The sequence below is a fragment of the Rufibacter sediminis genome (assembly GCF_014269285.1).
GTDB lineage: Bacteria > Bacteroidota > Bacteroidia > Cytophagales > Hymenobacteraceae > Nibribacter > Nibribacter sediminis.
Map to the genome: position 1 here is coordinate 22,474 of NZ_JACOAF010000021.1, position 19,119 is coordinate 41,592.

The 19,119-nt window shown below is 54.1% G+C and carries 13 protein-coding genes; 10 read left to right on the top strand and 3 right to left on the bottom strand.

Annotated elements, in window-relative coordinates:
* The 6 genes from H7U12_RS08400 to H7U12_RS08425 all read left to right on the top strand — a co-directional run bounded on the left by H7U12_RS08400 (nucleotide 1) and on the right by H7U12_RS08425 (nucleotide 9,320).
* Entirely contained in the window at nucleotides 1–414 is a 414-nt protein-coding gene (locus H7U12_RS08400; RefSeq protein ID WP_186635907.1) for a hypothetical protein, read from the top strand.
* A gap of 3 nt (nucleotides 415–417) precedes the next feature.
* Nucleotides 418–1,869: a hypothetical protein gene (locus H7U12_RS08405; RefSeq protein ID WP_186635910.1), complete on the top strand. Its 1,452-nt coding sequence runs from the start codon at nucleotides 418–420 to the stop codon at nucleotides 1,867–1,869.
* A gap of 166 nt (nucleotides 1,870–2,035) precedes the next feature.
* A complete protein-coding gene (locus tag H7U12_RS08410) occupies nucleotides 2,036–5,491 on the top strand; it encodes a cell division protein FtsA (RefSeq protein ID WP_186635913.1) in 3,456 nt (1,151 codons plus the stop codon).
* Nucleotides 5,492–5,573: 82 nt separating this feature from the next.
* Nucleotides 5,574–6,638 (top strand): hypothetical protein, encoded by a 1,065-nt coding sequence (locus H7U12_RS08415; RefSeq protein WP_186635916.1) that lies wholly within the window; start codon nucleotides 5,574–5,576, stop codon nucleotides 6,636–6,638.
* A gap of 258 nt (nucleotides 6,639–6,896) precedes the next feature.
* A complete protein-coding gene (locus H7U12_RS08420) occupies nucleotides 6,897–8,654 on the top strand; it encodes a hypothetical protein (protein ID WP_186635919.1) in 1,758 nt (585 codons plus the stop codon).
* Between the two features lie 6 nt (nucleotides 8,655–8,660).
* Complete coding sequence (locus H7U12_RS08425) at nucleotides 8,661–9,320, top strand: OmpA family protein (RefSeq protein ID WP_186635922.1); 660 nt, start codon at nucleotides 8,661–8,663, stop codon at nucleotides 9,318–9,320.
* Nucleotides 9,321–9,583: 263 nt separating this feature from the next.
* Here H7U12_RS08425 and H7U12_RS08430 read toward each other — a convergent pair whose 3' ends face one another.
* On the bottom strand, nucleotides 9,584–10,678 hold the full coding sequence (locus H7U12_RS08430; protein ID WP_186635925.1) for a BamA/TamA family outer membrane protein: 1,095 nt from the start codon (nucleotides 10,676–10,678) through the stop codon (nucleotides 9,584–9,586).
* A 325-nt stretch (nucleotides 10,679–11,003) separates the two neighbouring features.
* Between H7U12_RS08430 and H7U12_RS08435 the strand changes: the two genes are divergently transcribed.
* Genes H7U12_RS08435 through H7U12_RS08445 form a run of 3 tightly spaced genes read left to right on the top strand, consistent with a single transcriptional unit; the run spans nucleotide 11,004 to nucleotide 15,147 of the window.
* Nucleotides 11,004–11,693 (top strand): HD domain-containing protein, encoded by a 690-nt coding sequence (locus tag H7U12_RS08435; RefSeq protein ID WP_186635928.1) that lies wholly within the window; start codon nucleotides 11,004–11,006, stop codon nucleotides 11,691–11,693.
* A gap of 31 nt (nucleotides 11,694–11,724) precedes the next feature.
* Nucleotides 11,725–13,386 carry a M14 family metallopeptidase gene (locus tag H7U12_RS08440; protein ID WP_186635931.1) on the top strand — a complete coding sequence of 554 codons (1,662 nt, stop codon included), beginning with the start codon at nucleotides 11,725–11,727 and terminating at the stop codon, nucleotides 13,384–13,386.
* Nucleotides 13,387–13,395: 9 nt separating this feature from the next.
* Nucleotides 13,396–15,147 (top strand): M14 family metallopeptidase, encoded by a 1,752-nt coding sequence (locus H7U12_RS08445; protein ID WP_186635934.1) that lies wholly within the window; start codon nucleotides 13,396–13,398, stop codon nucleotides 15,145–15,147.
* Nucleotides 15,148–15,226: 79 nt separating this feature from the next.
* On the opposite strand, the gene H7U12_RS08450 is transcribed toward H7U12_RS08445, so the two are convergent.
* Together H7U12_RS08450 and H7U12_RS08455 are read right to left on the bottom strand one after the other, a co-directional pair.
* On the bottom strand, nucleotides 15,227–15,994 hold the full coding sequence (locus H7U12_RS08450; RefSeq protein ID WP_186635936.1) for a hypothetical protein: 768 nt from the start codon (nucleotides 15,992–15,994) through the stop codon (nucleotides 15,227–15,229).
* A 116-nt stretch (nucleotides 15,995–16,110) separates the two neighbouring features.
* Nucleotides 16,111–16,263, bottom strand: a complete 153-nt coding sequence (locus H7U12_RS08455) for a hypothetical protein (RefSeq protein WP_186635939.1) — start codon at nucleotides 16,261–16,263, stop codon at nucleotides 16,111–16,113.
* Between the two features lie 182 nt (nucleotides 16,264–16,445).
* Between H7U12_RS08455 and gyrA the strand changes: the two genes are divergently transcribed.
* A complete protein-coding gene (gene gyrA / locus H7U12_RS08460; RefSeq protein WP_186635942.1) occupies nucleotides 16,446–19,079 on the top strand; it encodes a DNA gyrase subunit A in 2,634 nt (877 codons plus the stop codon).
* Nucleotides 19,080–19,119: the final 40 nt, after the last annotated feature.

Sequence of the window (19,119 nt, forward strand, 5' to 3'; positions counted from 1 at the left end):
ATGATCCAGAATTTCTTCTCCGGGCTGTATGAGCTTTTCCTGGGCCGGCCTATGCCCGCCAACTACACCAATGATTACCGCGAAGTAATTTTCCCCAACACCGGAATCCAACTGATACTGGTCTCGCTGGCGCTGGTCATTCTGTATTACTACGTGTTCAACCGGGTCATGAGCACCGGCTTTTACAAACCCATGCACTGGACCATCATGCTGGTCATCAATGCGGTGATTGCTTTCATCGTTCCCATCTCGCAGGTGAACGGCAACGGCGTGGAGACGCATTCGTACACCTACACCTTTGCCCTGGTGAACGCCATCCTCAGCCTCATTCTCTTTTTCATTTTCTCCTTACTGCTTAAAAAAGGATCTGTCCAAGCCTGGACAACTCCTATGAAATGGCCTCACACACGATAAACTATGGCAAAACTTTTTGTATTCGGAATTGGGGGCACGGGCTCCAGGGTCATTCGGTCTCTGGTGATGCTCATGGCCGCCGGTGTCAAGATCAAGAACTGTGATAAGATAGTACCCATCATCATTGACCCCGACACCCAGAACGGGGACATGAACCGCACGGTGGAACTCCTGAAGACCTACAAGCACCTCCATGACCCACTGGGCAAACGCGACGAAGGCTTCTTCCACACCAACATCAGCACGCTCTCCAGCATCGCCGGCGACGGTTCCTCCAAGATCAGAGATTCCTTTGTGTACGATTTCGGGGGCATCAACAAGCCTTTCAAAGACCACGTGGGCTACAACCAGCTGGACATTGACTCCCAGGCCCTGGTTGATTTACTTTTCACTCCTGAGAACCTGAACAACAGCCTGGATGTGGGTTTCCGGGGCAGTCCCAACGTGGGCAGCGTGGTCCTAAACGAGATCATCGACTCTCCCGAGATGCGTTTCTTCGCCTCCAACTTCCAGGCCGGTGACCGTATCTTCTTTGTCAGCTCCATCTTTGGGGGCACCGGCGCCGCCGGATTCCCGCTCTTGCTGAAGAACTTCAAAGACGTGCATTCCAAATTGCCCAACGCCTCCAGCCTGAACTCGGCGCTGACCGGCGCGATGGTGGTGTTGCCGTACTTCTCCCTGGAACAACCCGCGCCCGGCGTAGACGCAGATTTCATTGACTCTAACACCTTCACCACCAAAGCCAAAGACGCCCTCTCGTACTACCAGAACCACCTCACCGGGGTGAACGCCACGTACTACATCGGCGACACGCCAGACAAACCGCTGGAAAACAACCCGGGTAGAGCGAGCCAGAAAAACGATGCCCACTTAGTGGAGTTGCTGAGCGCTTTGTCCATCATCGACTTCATGGACTACTCAGACAACGAGCTCACGGGTTCTGCGCATTACCATGAGTTTGGCCTGCGCGAAGACGTAGACAACGTGCAGTTCTCCCATTTTGACCAGGAAACCCGCGACCGCGTCGCCAAGCAGCTCATCAAGTTCCATTATTTCACGCGCTACTACACCACGCATGTCCCCGAAGATGCCCAGGCGGCTTATGCCAAAGGCGTGGATCTGGCCGGTGCCATGCGAAATGAGCCTATTTTCAAAGAACTGAACAAATTCCTGACCAGCCCAGATTTCGGGTATGACTCTTGGCTGCGGGAGCTGAACCGCATGGAGCGGACGTTCTCAGTGTTCCAGCTCAATGAACCCGACTTTAACCGCATGGTTTCCGATAAACAGGTGGAAACGGGCTTCCTGAACAAAGGCATTCACCAGGGTTCCTTCGTGAAAGAACTGAACCGGGCTTCAGAGTCCATCTCAGACCGCGAGGCATACAAAGCCACCATCAAAGCGTTTGAAATCGCCACGAACAACCTAGTGGAAGACAAGCTGAAGTATTCCTGAGGAACCGCTTTGTGCTTTGAGCCTGATTTGCTGAAAACTGCCTTAAAACGGAAGATCAGCAAACGGCCTCCCAGCAAGGGAAACAATTGAAAAGAGAGGCTCCCCCGAAACCACCGGTGTTTCCGGCCTCTTTTGATGAAAACATCTTAAAAAAACAGATTGATTTATGCCGAAAGTACTTCGTCTTCATAAAACCGGCTCCAACGTAGAAGGATGGGCTAAAACCAGCCAGATCACCAGCACCGAGATCAAGGACATGGTGGATGGCGCCGGTGGCCGGGCCCAGAAGATCAATGCCTCCATTCCCACGCCGTTTGCGCGCATGCACCTCTTTGAGACCGCGTTTGATTTTGTGAAGCAGGGCGTGACCAGCACCCAGAACAGCATTTACCACAAGTTCGTGACCCACTTCTGGGATCTCTGGGAACTGCTCTACAACCACCAGAGCTACGCGCAGGGCGGAAACAAAATCGTGATCCGGCGCTGGAACAAGCACCAGCAGCTCTCGGCCATGCAGTCTAACCCCAACACCAACCTGCTGGGCAAGACGCTGGAGCTGTTCATGAACGACAGCCGTTTCCATGGCGTGGAGGACCTGTTCCTGTTTTACCTGGAGTCCACGTCTCCGCGCGGCGACCGTTACCTGCAACTGCTGGGTGGTACTTCGCCACTGACCTTCCTGTTTGTATCGCCTAACGTGCAGCCGCTGTCCATTAACCGGGCGCAGAACGTGGGCGTGTACTTTGACAACAACTTCATTTCTTTAAGTGAGCGCGAGCGCGATTTTCAGGAATATGTGCACCGGTTGTTTGTGTCTAATCCGGACTACATTAGGGCGTTTCCGGCCGTGTACAATGCCCTGGACGAACACCTGCTCAAGAGCATCAGCATGTCTGGCGTGGGCGGGCAGCACACCATCGCTTCAGATTACCTGCCGCTCGTAGATTTGCAGCAGAACCCGGTACACGTGGGGCATCTCACCTTCCTGGTGAAGAAAGACCAGACCGCCGTCACCAGCAGCGATCTTTTCTTGCGCCCAACCAACCCCATGTTCACCGGAGATCGGCCGATTGTATTGAAGCCTGATTTGAGGTTAGCCCCGCATGTGAAGTACGTGAACAACCTGGCCTGGCCTACCAACACCAACGTGGGCTACTCAGACAGCAAAGAGATCGCCAGCCGTTCTCTGCCGGGCGTGGGTTTCAACTATCCGTACCTCACCGTGAATGACCTGTTGCAGGAAACCATTGTGCAGGTGCCTTACGAGGTGAACACCGACCGTTTCTACAGCGGTACCGTGCTGTACCAGCCGGGCGTGACGGAGAAAAGCTTCAATTACCTGTTGCCCGTTACCAGCCTGTACTTCCAGTATTTCACCCCGGAGGATTTGGCCAATCACCTCACGTTCTACGTGGATGTGAACCATGTGCGCGTGACCTTGCAGATCCCCACGGAGAAAGGCAACGTGGTGTACGAGCGCAGCTACTATGACAACCCGCTGAACTCCAAAGATGCGCACGGCGAGATCATCCCGGAGAAAGGCCATATCCTGAAATCACGGGTGGGCATAGGGGTGTTTCCGTTCTACAAATTCGTGGATGCGCCTACCTACAATGATTTCTACAAGGTCATGCTGGTAGACGAAGACATTGATCCGCTGCTGGTAAACAGAAATCACTCCCTGACGTTCTATGCGGGGGGGCGGCAACTGGAAGCAGCCGGAGGCATCATTTCAGCTACGTCGCAGCGCCGCACCAAGAAGAGCAATAGCAGTGCGGGCAGTACGTACTATGAGATCAGAGGCACGCACTTTGACTACGCTGAGCTGGTACACGCTGGCGTGGATGTGACCGGACGCGCGTTGATCGTGCCTAAGTTCCAGGAGGTGCACCAAGGCATCCAGAACTTCACCTTCGCCATTGACTTCGGGACGTCTAACACGCACATCGCTTATACGTCCGGCGCGAACCAGCCGCCCAAGGAGTTCGCCATTACGGCCAATGATTTGCAGCTGGTGATGCTGAACAAGCCCTCAGATGATGCTTCACTCACTGATTACCAGCGGTTCCACAAACGAGGCTTCGGGCGGTTGTTTGCCGTGGAGACTTTGCTGAAGCGGGAGTTCATTCCCTTGATCATCAACTCCGGCGGCTCGCTGTATTCTTTCCCGACCAGAACGGCCACCTGTGAGTCCATCGATTTTGAAAACCAGATTCCGAGTTTGTTCGGGAACATCAACATCGGTTTCTCCATCAACACCGAGGGCACGCACCAGGACCAGTACAAGCAAACGTACCACACCGATCTGAAGTGGAGCGAAACGCTTTCCAACACCGGCAAACGCCGGATTGAGGCTTTCTTCACTGAGATCATGCTGCTCATCAAAAACAAAGTGGTCCTGAACAACGGGAACGTGGCCAACACCAAAGTGGTGTGGTTCGCGCCGCTGAGCTTTGATGACTATTCCCGCAACATGTTCCAGAACGTGTGGGACGGCGTTTACCACAACGTTTTTAAAAACGGCCGCAATACGGCCTGCATCACAGAATCGGTGGCGCCGTTTTACTTCCTGTCCAGAACCGGGGCCGTGGTGCCGAGCCAGGATGAGAACCTGATCAACGTGGACATAGGCGGCGGTACCACCGACGTGCTTCTGTTCACCAACCGCAAACCCTCACACAGCGCTTCGTTCCGATTTGCCGGGAATGATCTGTGGGGCGATGGTTTCGCATCGGTGAAGACCAGCAAAGACAACGGGCTGCTGCAGTATGGCGTGGCTCACGTGTTACAAATTCCGCTTACGGAGGAAGGCCGTGAATACAAGAAGTTCCTGGAGACGGCGCTGGACAACCCAGATTTCAGCTCCGCGGATATCACCAGTTTGCTGTTCAGCTATGACAAAGAGTTGCACTACAGCTCTCAGTTGCTGCAAGCGAGACAGCTGCGCCTGATGTTTTACCTGCACTTCGGGGCGTTGATGTATCACCTGGCGCAGCTTACCCAACAGTTGGGAACCCAGGTACCGCGTTATATCTGCTTCAGCGGGCAAGGGAGTTTGTACATCAAATTGCTGGCCGCGGGCAACAACCTGTCCAACGTGGAGCGCTACGCCAAGACCATCTTCCGGAAAGTGACCGGGCAGGAGCCGCCCGCCAACTTTAAACTGGTGTTGGTAGACAACCCGAAACAGGTAACCGCCAACGGAGGCGCCATGGCCCTGGAAGGCAACAACCTGTCTGACCTGACCGACATTCCGATCATGCGCCCCACCGGAGCCGCCACTAGTGAAGACTCCCTGAAGCCCGTGAACAAGAGCCAGATTTCTTCTACCATCCGGCAGGACGTGCTGGCAAATGTGATGGCTTGTCTGGAGCTGTTGCTGGATGATGCGGACATCGCCCCGCTCATGCGTTCCATGGGCGTGGAAGTAGATCCGCACTGGATTCTGAATTTCATGCGCTCCCACATTCAGGACAGCTACACCATGGTGCTGGAAGAAACCCTCAGGGGCCTTTCGGACCGCGAGCTGATCCCGGAAACCATGTTCTTCATGCCTTTAAAGCAGTCACTGTACCTGTTGTCTAAAGAATTGTACCAGCAACAGGTAGGCGCCCTCGTTTAATCCTGATGCCTCAGCTGTTTTCTGAACGGAAAGCGGCTGAGGCTTTTTCCTACCACATTCATTTAAAGAAACAATTATCGGTATGACCTATATACCTCTCATTTTAGGGATAGTCGCGCTTCTGGTGGCGGCTTTCACCTTTTACAAAGCAAGCGGCCTGATGTACAGAATCCAGTCGCTGGAACGGAAAAACCGGGAGCTGGAAGCGGGACTCAAATCCATGGAGAACCACATCAAGAGATCCGGTAAGAATCAGCAGCCAGAAAACCAGCGGAACCAACGCGGCGGGCAAACGACCCAGCCCCCCGGCCGCGAGCCAAAGCAACCGCAGGAGCCTCGTCAGCCGCAGGAATCCAGAAAGCAGCAGGGGCAGCAACCTGGCAGAAACCAGCAGCAACCGGAGCAACGCACCAACCAAGGCCAGCCGCAGCAACAACGGCAACCGCAGGATCCCCGCCAGAAGCAGGAGGGACAGCCCCAACAGCAGCGCCAACCGCGGGAACCCAGAGAGCCCAGAGAACCAAGGGAGCATAAAGAGCAACGGCAACCGCAGGAGCCTCGGCAGAAACAACAACCGCAACCCGTAGCGCAGGCTGGTGCCGCGCCCAACCAGGCGCAACGCCCGCCGCAACAACCTCAGCAACCCAGAAGAAACGAAAACCGAAGAAGAGAGCCTATGAACCCCAATGAACTTGAAGGCGCCGCCGCTCCACAGCAAACTCCGGCCACTACCTTAGGAAGAGAGATCGTGGGCGATGACCTGCTGAATGAGTTAACCCAGCAGCAAACGCCGCAGGCAGCACCAGCTCCCGAGCCCGAGGCACCCATGAGCCGTACACGTTACGCGATTATCCCGGAAGACGGCACCATCAAAACGCACCAGTTGCAGCAGCGCCCCGACTCTGATTCTTACCTGGAGATTGATTCTCCGTCTGAGGGTAGCAGCAGCACCACGTATCGGTTCAACTTGGCCGGAAACCAGGCCTTTGTGATCTCACAGGGCATGGACCGCCTGGAGAACGCCTTCTCCTTCGAGAAACCCTCCAACCGGATGGTGACCCGCATTGTGCACCAAGGCGATGGCGTGTTGGTGAGAACCAGCAGCGGCTGGATCATTCAGGAAAAAGCCAGGATTGATTTCCGGTAAGTTCTCCGGGAGGATAGCTTGAAAGTAAGTTCTTTCCGACCCCGCAGTACCACCCAGCGCAGAGGAACCGTTTTAGGCCTGTTTTCTGAAAACAAGCCCGAAACGGTTCCTCTCCCTTTTTCCCTGATCCCTCTGCAAACAGTTTAAATCCCACTTGTCCGTTTAGAGGCTGTTTTCCAAAAACAGGCTCTAAACCGGGCAAGCCGAAATAAAGGCAGTCTATTGCTCTGCTGCTTAAATTTGTCATAAATTACCTACATGGAAGGAATCTTTATATTTGAAGCGTTACTGGTGCTCCTGATCATAGGCTACCAGTGGCGCGTGTACCGGGCCAACCGAGCCAAGGTGGAGCGCATTGAAAGCCTTTTTCCTTCAAAAGAAAAGCTCTCCGTCACCCGACGGCCGTTGAGCGCTCCGGAGCCTGAGCTGAAACCGTTGGCCGCGCAGGACAAGCTCTGGGACCGCTTGCTGTACGGCGAGGCGTTCCGGGAATTCTCGCCCACCAATCCGGTGATCAAGAAGATCATTGCCGTTGACGCAGAGGAACTCCACATTGAGGCCCAGAACGGCGAGACGCCTTTTTACACCATCAACATAGAGAAGTTCAGGCAACTGGTGCAGAACGGGAACATCTATCTCGTGAGCGATACCACGCCCCGGGAAATAGCGCCCGTTCAGAAAAACGAGCCCGAAACGGAAGTGGACCTGATCTCCGTCCAGAACCCGTCCGAGACGTTCCAGGATATCCTCAGGAGCACGAACGAGTACCTTCGGCTGAACAAAGGCGCCGCCGCCGATTTCAATATCCTGAAAGACGTAGCCGAGCGGTATTCTGAAGCGCAGGATGCGGAGGTACAATCCACCATCGGCACTCCGCTGTATGTGGGCTTGCTGGGCACGTTCTCCGGCGTTATTCTGGGGCTCTCCAGTCTGGTGTGGACGGGTTTGAGCAACAGCTCAGAAGCCGAGTCCTCCTTCATCACCGATCAAAACATTCCGTCATTCCTGTTTGGCGTGCTTATTGCCATGGCCGGTAGTTTCTGCGGATTGCTGTTCACCATGATGGGGAATTACGCCCTCAAGAATGCCCGCAGCGCCCGTGACCGGCAGAAGAACGACTACTACACCTTCCTGCAAACGCACCTGCTGCCCAAGCTCAACTCCGACATGTCGGCTAGTCTGGGGAACCTGAAATCAGTGCTGGACTCGTTCAACAAAGACTTCCTGGACAAGATACTGGGCTTCCGCCCGATTGTAGAAACGCTTACCGATAACATCAGCACGCAGAAGGAATTCATCCAGAAACTGGACCAGATTGGTTTCACCCAGATGGCCAACGCCAATCTGCAGGTGTTTGACAAAATCAAGGAGAGCGAGCGCCTGTTCATGAATTTCCTCAACTACCAGGAAGCCCTGAACGAATCGGTTCGGAAAGGCGGGGAGCTCACGCAGAACATCACGCAGGTGCTCAACCGACTCACCAAACTGCAGGAAGGCTTTGACCAGGTGCCCGGTTACCTGCAACAGCACGACGAGTCCATTCAGCGGCAAATCAATTTCTTTTCTCGTCATGAAGAGGAACTGGACACCATCGCGAACCGCACCGAGCAGTATTTTGACAAAGCGTCGCTTAAACTCACCGATCTCATGCAGGCCCGCCTGGAACACCAAGAGCGTGATGCCCAAAACGCCTACGAGAAATGGCAGGAGCATTTCAGGAGGCTGAACGAAGACAACCTGTACCAGCGCATTCTGGACTACATGCGTCCGTTCGAGAACCTGACCCCGCAGCAGGAAAACCTCAACCGGCAGCAACAGAGCCTGGCCCAAGAAGTGAAGCAGACGAACGAGCGCCTGCTGCAGAAAATTGAAACCGACACCGAGATTCAGCAGCAGTTGCTCCGGCAGCTGGCGGTCCTGAACGCCAACGTGGAGAAGAGCATGGAGCCCGGCGCGTTCAAAGCCGCCCTGGGGAAACTCTTCGGGACGGGAACCAACAACGGCCGCAAGTCATAACCAGCCATGAACAAAGACAACCAAGACTTCTTCTGGCCCAGCTATGTAGACCTCATGACCACGCTGTTCCTGATCATGCTGGTGCTGTTTGTGCTGAGTTTTAAGATGTTCACCGATAAATCCTCTGAGAACCTTCGCAACATTGCCCGCCTGCAGGTGGAGGTGCAGGAGAAACGCAAACTGGACGAGATCAAAGCCGCCCTCTCGCGGCTGGATGGCCGCTATTTCCAGTACAATGAAAAATACAAGCGCCACGAGTTGCTGGTGGATGTGCTGTTTGAGCAAAGCAGTGCCACTATTCCACAGCGCTCGCTGGCTCCGTTGCGCCGGGCAGGGCAGGAACTGAGCAAGGTTATCAACTCGGTGAAAGGCGAAGATGTCAAGTACCTGATCGTGATTGACGGCCGCGCCGCCAGTTTCCCCAAAGGCGATGCCCGCAACATCACCCAGCGGGAATACGCCCTGGAGTTAAGCTACAAAAGGGCCCTGGCGCTGCTGCAGTTCTGGCGCAACGCCGGCATTAAATTCCCGCAGGAACGTATTGAGCTGATCGCTTCAGGCAGTGGTTTTGAAGGCGCCGGCCGTACCGGTGATGTACGCGATAGAAGGTTCGTGATCCAGATTCTACCGAAGGTAGGAACCCTGGAGACGAAGGTGATCAAGTGAGAGACAAGCGAATTTATGGTAGACCATGATTCTCCCTTGAGGGGAGATAAAGAGGGGTGTTTACACAGGAGAGCACGCCTTCTAGAACTATTTGAGAGGTATCTCTCCAAAAGAAAAGCAACGTCAGCAATGCGTGACCGTGGCTGGTGTAAACACCCCTCTAACTCCCCTCAAGGGGAGAATCTACTCAGATAAACAAAGAAGCCGCTGCATCTTTCTTGCAGCGGCTTCTTTGTTTATAGCCTTTTTTCTGGAAAACGAGGCTAAAACGCCTCGGCGAAGGAGAAGTAGAGGAACATGCCTTGCTCTGAAAACGCGACATCGCCGCGGACCACCATGCCTTCCTTGTTCAGTTTGTAGCGCAGTCCGGCCCCGCCACCTAAGTGGAATTCATCGGCGGCAAAGTCTTGGATGCGTTTGGATACCTGTCCGGCTCCTCCGAACAACGCGCCCCCAATGCGGCCTTTGATGGGGAAGCGGTAATCGGCTTGGATCACGACGGCATCTTCATCCCGGAACCTTCCTTCCAGAAATCCGCGCATCACGTTCACGCCGCCCAGCGGCGAGAGATACTGGAACGGCGCGTCACCCACCACAAACGTGAAGAGTCCCTGTACCGCCAGCACTCCCGGCCCAATCCCCGACATGTACTTCCGGAGGTCCAGTTTGTACCGGGTGAAATTGTCTTCTCCCCCCAGATACTTCCCGAAGAAAAGGGCGGTGAACTGATGGTAAACCCCTTTGGAAGGCGTGTAGGCGTTGTTCCGGCTGTCCACCATGAGCACCGGCCCGAAGCCGGAGGCGATCACGCCGTCGCTTCCTATAATGCTTTTCTGGGACAGCTGCCCTTCCGGTTCCACTTCGGGGATGGTTTCTTTCTTGAACTCGTACCGGGCTCCCAGATACACCTTCTTATAAACGGCTTGCTCAAACTGCCCGAAGAAGTTGAAGGTGCGGCTGGTATAGGCTTCCTCCGCCTCGTCCGGGGAATTGTTCCCGATCCCGAAGAAGAAATAAGGGTAGTCGTTGTACTCGGCCTGGGCGTAGAGGTGTTGCCGGTTGTGCTTGCGCCACACATCAGCGGATAAGGTGGTCAGGATCTGTTTGCGGGAGGTGTACACCAGAGTAGGCGAGTACAGGTCGGGGCGGTCGGTGGGCAAGGTGCCTTCGGATTTCCGGACGTGCACCAGTTTCGTCCCAAAGCCAAACTGCGTCTCGGGGGTGTAGTACAACACCGGGTAGATGTTCCATTTCCGGTAGGCGGGAGCCACCGAATCTTGAGGCGTTTCTTCAGGAGTTTGCGCAAAGGAGGCAAAGGGAATTGCCAGGAGGAGCAGGAAGAGTAGTTTTGTTTTCAAAGGTTTGTAGATTAGCTGTCTGCGCCTCTATACGTAGTAAGCCGCACTTCTAGCTGATAAATCCCTCAGAATAATCTACTTAATGCCGTGTTTGTTTTCATAACGTAAATCACTGATCCTAAAGCTTAAACCTTTCTGAATGGAACTGGTTTTAGGCCTGCTTTCTGAAAATAGGCCCAAAAAGGAAACCGGCTGGTGGAGCAGGAGGAAGATAAAGGCAGCTATTTTTGGCTTCGTTCTTGAAAATGAGGCTTAAAACAGGATTGTACCAAGGCAAGCCCCTTGAAAGCGAGGGCCTTTGCTGATTTTTGAGTAGTTTTCGGGGATGAATTCGGAAGAACTGGTGGCGAACACCGCTCAACACGTAGAAAGACTTTTTGCCGGCGAGGGCTCCGGCCATGACTGGTGGCACATCAGACGGGTTTGGCAGAATGCCCTCCTCATCGCGCGGCAGGAAAAGGTAGACACCACGGTGGTGCAGCTGGGAGCCCTGTTGCACGACATCGCCGACTGGAAATTCCACCACGGCGACGAGGAAGCCGGTCCCCGCGTTGCCCGTGAATGGCTGCTCTCTCAGTCCGCGCCAGAACCGCTGATAGAGAACGTATGCCAGATCATCCGGGAGGTGACCTTCAAAGGCGCTGGCGTAGACACGACGCCCAGCACCCCGGAAGCAAAGGTAGTGCAGGACGCCGATCGGTTGGATGCCATTGGTGCTATCGGGATCGGGCGGGCATTTGCTTACGGGGGCCACAAAGGCAGAGAAATGTACCATCCGGGGCAGGAGCCGCAACTGCACGCCTCTTTTGAGGAATACAAGAAAAACCAGGCACCCACGCTTAACCATTTCTATGAAAAGCTGTTCCTCCTGAAAGACCGGTTCAACACCGCCACCGGCCAGCAGCTGGCGCAGGAGCGGCACGCCTACATGCAACAGTTTGTGCACCAGTTTCTCTCTGAATGGCACGGAGAAGAAGTTCCTCCCGCCGCTTTCCGCCTCTCTGATCCTTCCTGATGCCCCAACCGTCCGTTTCAAGTACCTTTTCATGAAGAATACCCTAAAAGCGGCCCTACTGGGGATCGCTTTCACTGGAATCAGCAGCTACGCCGTTGCCCAGCGCGATTACCAAAGTTATGAGCAGATGACGCAACGGTTGCAGAAGCTGAGTTCACGCTACAGCAAGCTGGTATCGCTCACCACCGTGGGCAAAACCGCCACCGGCAAGGAAATCTGGATGCTGACCATGGGCCGCGACAATTCCGCCAACAAACCCGCCATTGTGGTAGCCGCCGGGGTGGAAGGCACCCAATTGGCCACTACCGAGTTGGCCGTGCAAATGGCCGAGCAGATGCTACAGGCCGCGGTTCTCCAGGACTCGGTGCGGGAGTTACTGCAAAGCAAAACCTTCTATATTTTCCCTAACCTTACCCCCGATGCCTCAGAACAGTACCATGAGAAACTGCGCTGGGAGCGTACCGGAAATGCCCAGCCTGTGGATGATGACCGCGACGGGCGCATGTTCGAGGACCCTTTCGAAGACCTGAACAAAGACGGCCTCATTACCATGATGCGGATCAAGAGCCCCACCGGCACGTTCCGTCCGGCCGATGCTGACCCCAGAATCATGGTGAAGGCTGATGCCGCCAAAGGCGAAAAAGGCGAGTACCTACTCTACACCGAGGGCATAGACAACGACAAAGACGGCAAGTGGAACGAAGACCCCGAAGGGGGCGTGCAGTTCAACCGGAACTTTACCTTTGATTACCCTTACTTCCAGGAAGGAGCCGGCGAACACCCCATGTCTGAACGGGAAACCAAAGCCTTCGCCGATTTTCTGTATGATGCCAAAAACGTGTACGCCGTATTTCTCTTCGGACCGGCGAACACGCTTTCTGAGCCGCTGCGCTATGACAAGGCTAAGGCCTCGGCCCGCATTATGACCGGTTTGCTGGAGAAAGACGCCGCCGTGAATGAGCAGATTTCCAAACTCTACAATACTGCTACCCGGCTGAGAAACGCGCCGCGGGTGGCACCTTCCAGCGGAGATGTGCTGCAGTGGGCGTACTTCCATTACGGACGCTTCAGTTACAGCACGCCTGGATGGTGGACTCCTAAAATGGAACCCACTCAAGATACCACCGGCGGCAAAAGTCCGCTCGCGGCTTCTGAGCACGCAGACGTGAACTTCCTGCGCTGGGCCGAGGCCAATGACGTGGTAGGCACCTTTGTGAACTGGCAATCCATCAAACACCCCGATTTCCCCGATCAGGTGGTAGAGATTGGCGGTCTGGCTCCGTACGTGAAGCAGACGCCGCCGGTGCGCCTTCTGGGTCCCATCGCTCAGAAGCACTTTCAGTTTTTCTCGGCATACGCCAAATGGATGCCCTCGCTCCAGATCGTGAACATCAAATCCGAGAAAGTGGACGGTGGCCTCACCCGCATCACCGCCGATGTCTACAACCAGGGCTCTCTGCCCACGCATGCAGAGATTGGCGATAAATCCCGCTGGGTGCAGAAAGTAAAGGTTTCCTTGCAATTGAGTGACACCCAGAAGATTGTATCCGGCAACAAGATTCAGCTGAGCAATGCGCTGGCGGGCGGCGAGAAGTTTCAGGTTTCCTGGCTGGTGAACGGGAAAGGCTACGTCTCTATCAACGCGCAGAGCCCTATGGCCGGCAAACAATCCAAAGAAGTGTTCTTACGCTAGTTCCGGGTCATGAAGAAAACAATTCTACATATCGCGCTGCTGACTTCCTGTCTGTGTGGGGTAGGCGTACGGCAGGTCAAGGCACAGCAGACGGCGGCCCAGGTGTTCAGGGCCGCGGGCACGCCCCAGAACCCCAAAGTGACGGTCAACTGGACCCGCTATTATGACTATGATGGCTTGACGGAGATTTGCGCGAAGCTGGCCAAAGCCTACCCAGATTTAGTGAAACTGGAAACCATTGGTGATTCATATGAGGGCCGCCGCATCTGGGCCCTGACCATCTCTGATTTTACCACCGGTGACCCCGAGCGGAAACCCGCCATGTACATAGACGGGAACATCCATTCAAATGAAATCCAAGGCTCTGAATTTGCCTTGTACACGGCCTGGTATCTGGTGGAGAATTTTCAGGACAACAAGTTCATTCAGGAGCTGTTGCAGCAAAAGACTTTCTACATTCTGCCTATCATCAACCCAGATGCCCGGCACAACTTCATGCATCAGCCCAACACCGCGCAGGCTTCCCGTTCCGGGATGATTCCGCTGGATGATGATGGAGATGGCTTAGTGGACGAAGACGTACCCGATGACCTGAACAAAGACGGCCACATTACCTTCATGCGGCGCAAATCATCCAACGGCCGGTACGTGGTGGACCCGCAGAATCCGTTGCGCCTGATCCCCGCCAAACCAGACCAGCCGGGTGAATATGAGTTGCTGGGGTATGAGGGGCTGGACAATGACAGCGATGGTCTGATGAACGAAGACCCGCCGGGGTATTATGATCCCAGCCGGGACTGGGGCTGGAACTGGCAACCCAATTACATCCAGCCCGGGGCTTACAAATATCCTTTCTCCGTGCCAGAAAACCGGTCGGTGAAAGATTTTGTGCTGCGTCACCCCAACATTGCCGGCGCTCAGAATTACCATCACAACGGCGGCATGGCACTGAATGCGCAAGGGGCGGAAGACCAGAACACCTTCACCCGTGAAGACAACCAAGTGTATGATTTGTTGACCCGGAACGCGCAGCAGGTGATCCCGGGGTACACGTACTCGGTGGTCTACAAAGACCTGAATTCCGCGTTCGGGGGAGAGTTGGACTGGTTTCACGGCGCCCGCGGAATCTTCACCTTTTCCAACGAGCTGATGTCACCGTTCCTGCAGCTTGACCGCAAAGTAGCCAGCGGGGAAGAGCGCGAAGCGGAACAGCAAGAGCTGAACAAAATGCTGCTCTTAACCGATGCCTTTGTGGAGTGGAAGCCGTTCGATCACCCCACACTGGGAAAAATAGAGATTGGCGGATTCAAGAAGAACTTCCCCAGAGCGCACCCTGGCTTCTTGCTGGAGGAAGATGCGCACCGCAACATGGCTTTCACCGTGTACCAGGCCTACCAGTTGCCGCAGTTGGTGATCCAGGAAGTGAATACCCGGAAACTTTCCAACGGCCTCACCGAAGTGACCGCCACAGTGGCCAATAACCGCATTCTTCCTACGCACTCCAGCCAGGACCTGAAACACCGGATAGAACGCCCCGATTATATTTCGCTCAGAGACTCCACGGTAGTATCTGGTATGGTATTGGAAAGTGCTGGAGCAAACCGAGGGAAAGAACAGAAACTGAACCCCGCCCGCCTAGAAATTCCTAATGTTCCTGGCATGGGTTCTGTCAAAGTCCGCTGGATTGTGAGCGCGACCAAACCCAACCTGCTGGTGGAAGTAGACAGTAGAAAGGGCGGCGTGGTGAGCCAGCGTTTTTAGGCTTCTTTTTCAAAAAGAGTCCCAAAAAGGAAGGGCGGCTTAGATGGCCGCCCTTCCTTTTTAATGAAGTATAAAGCGTCTACAAAGACTGATAATACTGGACCACATTCAGCAGGTCCGCTTCAGAGGACATGGCTAATTTCTGGGCGGACATATACGCTTTCAAAACATCGGCTTTTTCCGGAAACACCTCTAAAACAGATTTCTTGTTCAACTTCACGCGCTGCATCTTGCCGTTGGCCACCAGATAATAATTGGTTTCGTTCACGATCTCGTCATAAGCCTGACCAGAGCTGTAAGGTCCTTTGAAATCAGCGGCTACTTTCTTCTTGGCGGCTCTTTTCACCAAGGCTACCTTGCCATCTTTGCTGTCATGTAGCACCGCGAAAAATTCATTGCCCAAGGCCGGGTCCAACTCCCTGGCTTCCTTGATCCGTCTGAATTCCAGTGGAGTTCCGCCCGTGGGCAATTCTAGGTGAAAGGAAATCACGGGCGTGGTGTTGAGCACCAGCGTGTCTTTTGATTGCGGCATCACCGCCAATAGCAGGTTGGAGAAAACATCGTACTTCAGCTTCAGATCCTGGAAGACCTGCGTTTTTCCGGTGTTTCCCGCTTTCACTTCCACCTGGCCCGGCACCCACGCATCTACGTAGAACGGACTTCCCTTCACGCCTTGGTACCGATCATCAAAAACGGTGGCAGTAGTGGCGCTTCCTCCGCTCGCCAGAATTTTCAAATTCATCTCGGCCGCCATGCCCTGCGGAGCCGTGGTCTGTGCGAAACCCGTGGTGCCGTACGTTACACCAACAAGAAGCAGGGAGAAAACTTTAGATGCATGAATTTTCATAAAGGTCCGGGAAGGGAAGGTGAGGCTTACTGCTTTGAAGTTATCTTTTAATTTTGAAAATCCCTAAAAGTCTAATTGCCCACTTGTGTTTCGGGAATAAATAAAAAGTGACATTTTTACAGCATGATGACGTACGTGAACAAAAGAGCTTTGTCGCTGATGGTGGTTTCCTTCAGTATTCTTGCGGCTTCCTGCCGGCCCGCTTGCCCCATTAATTCCTGCCAGACCCGCATGGTACACCGGCACGGCGAAGGCGAGTATAGAGGCATGCCCTGGTATAAAAAACAGAATCCCAGAATAGGGGAGAAACTTCCTAAGCCCTCCAAAGAAATGAAGAAACAAATGGAGGGAAAGAGTAGCCGCAACAAGGGTAAAAATTAGCAAATCACTATCTTTTTTCGTAATTTGCAGGCTTATAAAAAGTACAAATTTTAAGCTCTATTGAAGTAAAATGGCAGAAAACGAGCGGATAATTCCCATCAATATCGAAGATGAAATGCGCGGGGCGTACATTGACTATTCAATGTCCGTTATCATTTCCCGGGCGCTTCCGGATGTGCGCGATGGTCTCAAACCTGTGCACCGCCGTGTGTTGTATGGAATGTCTGAGTTAGGGGTTTCCTATAACAAAGCATATAAGAAGTCGGCCAGGATTGTAGGAGAGGTGCTGGGGAAATACCACCCGCACGGTGACTCCTCGGTGTATGACACCATGGTCCGGATGGCGCAGCCCTGGTCGCTCCGGTATCCGTTGGTAGACGGGCAGGGGAACTTCGGTTCCATTGACGGTGACTCACCGGCCGCCATGCGTTATACCGAGGCCCGTCTGAAGCGCATCGCCGATGAACTGCTGGCCGATCTGGAGAAGAACACCGTAGACTTCGTCCCCAACTTTGACGACTCCCTGAAGGAGCCCAGCGTTTTCCCGGCAAAATTCCCAAACCTGCTGGTAAACGGAACCTCCGGTATTGCGGTTGGCATGGCCACCAACATGGCACCCCACAACCTCACCGAGGTAGTCAACGGAACCATCGCTTTCATTGATGACCCGGAGATCTCCATCGCGGACCTAATGAAGTACATCACCGCCCCGGATTTCCCGACGGGTGGTATCATCTTCGGCTACGATGGCGTGAAATCTGCCATGGAAACCGGCCGCGGCCGGGTAATTGTCAGAGCCAAAGCAGTCATCGAGACAAACAAAAACGGCAAAGACCAGATCATCGTCACCGAGATTCCTTATATGGTGAACAAGGCGGCCATGATTGAGAAAACCGCCGCGCTCATCAACGAGAAGAAAATTGAAGGCATTTCTGATCTGCGCGATGAGTCTGACCGCGAAGGTCTGCGCATTGTGTATGACCTGAAGCGTGATGCGGTGGCCAACGTGGTCCTGAACAACCTGTTCAAATACACGCAGCTGCAGTCTTCTTTTGGCGTGAATAACGTGGCGCTGGTAGGTGGCCGGCCCATGACCCTGAACGTGAAGGACCTCATCAAGCACTTTGTGGACCACCGCCACGAAGTGGTGATCCGGAGAACGGAGTTTGAACTTGAGGAAGCCCGCAAACGCGCGCATATCCTGGAAGGTTTGCTCATCGCCCTGGACAATCTGGATGAGGTCATCAACTTGATTCGTGCTTCCCGGGACCCGGAAGTTGCCCGCGCCGGTTTGATTGAGCGTTTTCAGTTGTCAGACATTCAGGCCCGCGCCATTCTGGAGATGCGTCTTCAGCGTTTGACCGGTCTGGAGCGTGACAAGATTGAGAAAGAGTACAACGAACTGAAACAGCTGATTGATTATTTAATCAACGTGCTGGCTGATGAAGGCCTGCGCATGGAAATCATCAAGCAGGAATTAATTGATATCAGGGAGCGCTACGGAGATGAACGCCGCACCGCCATTGAGATGGTGTCCAGCGACATTTCCCTGGAAGACATGATCCCGGATGAGAACATGGTGATCACCATCTCGCACGAGGGGTACGTGAAAAGAACGCCGCTCACCGAGTACCGCAGCCAAAGCAGGGGCGGGGTTGGTTCCAGAGGCGCCGCTACCTCCAAGCAGGACGACTTCACCGAGCACTTGTTCATTGCCAGCACCCACAATTACCTGCTCATCTTCACCGAGTCTGGGAAAGTATTCTGGCTTAAGGTGTACGAAGTGCCCGAAGGCGGCAAGACCACCAAAGGCCGCGCCATCCAGAACCTCATCAACATTGAGAAGGATGACAAAGTACGGGCGGTAATCAACGTGAGCGGGCTCAAGAACCCAGATTACGTGCTCAATAATTACCTGGTGTTCTGTACCGAGCAAGGTACCATCAAGAAAACGCCGCTGGAGGCTTATTCAAGACCAAGACAAGCCGGTATCCAGGCCATCACCATCAACGAAGGCGACCGTTTGCTGGACGTTCAGCTGACCAATGGTGCCAATGACATCATCATTGCCCTGCGTTCAGGTAGAGCCGTTCGTTTCCCGGAGGAGAAAGTTCGTACCATGGGTCGTACCGCGGCCGGGGTACGGGGTATCACGCTGGCTGGCGAAGACGACAAAGTAGTTGGTATGGTTTGTGTACACAACCCAGATACCAATTTGCTGGTAGTTTCTGAAAAAGGATTCGGAAAACGTTCTTCCCTGGAGGAGTACCGGATCACCAACCGCGGCGGTAAAGGCGTGAAAACCCTGAACGTGACGGAGAAGACCGGACATCTGGTTGCCATCATGGGCGTGATTGACACTGATGACCTGATGATCATCAACCGTTCCGGCATCACCATCCGGTTACGCGTAGCCGATCTGAGAATCATTGGACGGGTATCACAGGGAGTGCGCCTGATCAGGCTAAACGAAGGAGACGAGATTTCCTCTGTAGCTAAGATTGAAGCGGAAGACAAAGCCGAAGTGGTGCTGAGCGAAGCCGATCTGCCGGTAGCGGAATTGCCGTTGGATGAAGCGTTGAACCCCGAGGACATGATTGACCCGATTGAGGAGGACGATGAGGAAGAAGAACCGGAGGAGGACGTGATTGACCCCGAGACTTCCGATGATCTTCTGGACCCGGACAACCTGAGTGAGAACTAATTTTCTACGCTTCTAGTTTAACATAAAACAAACAACCCCT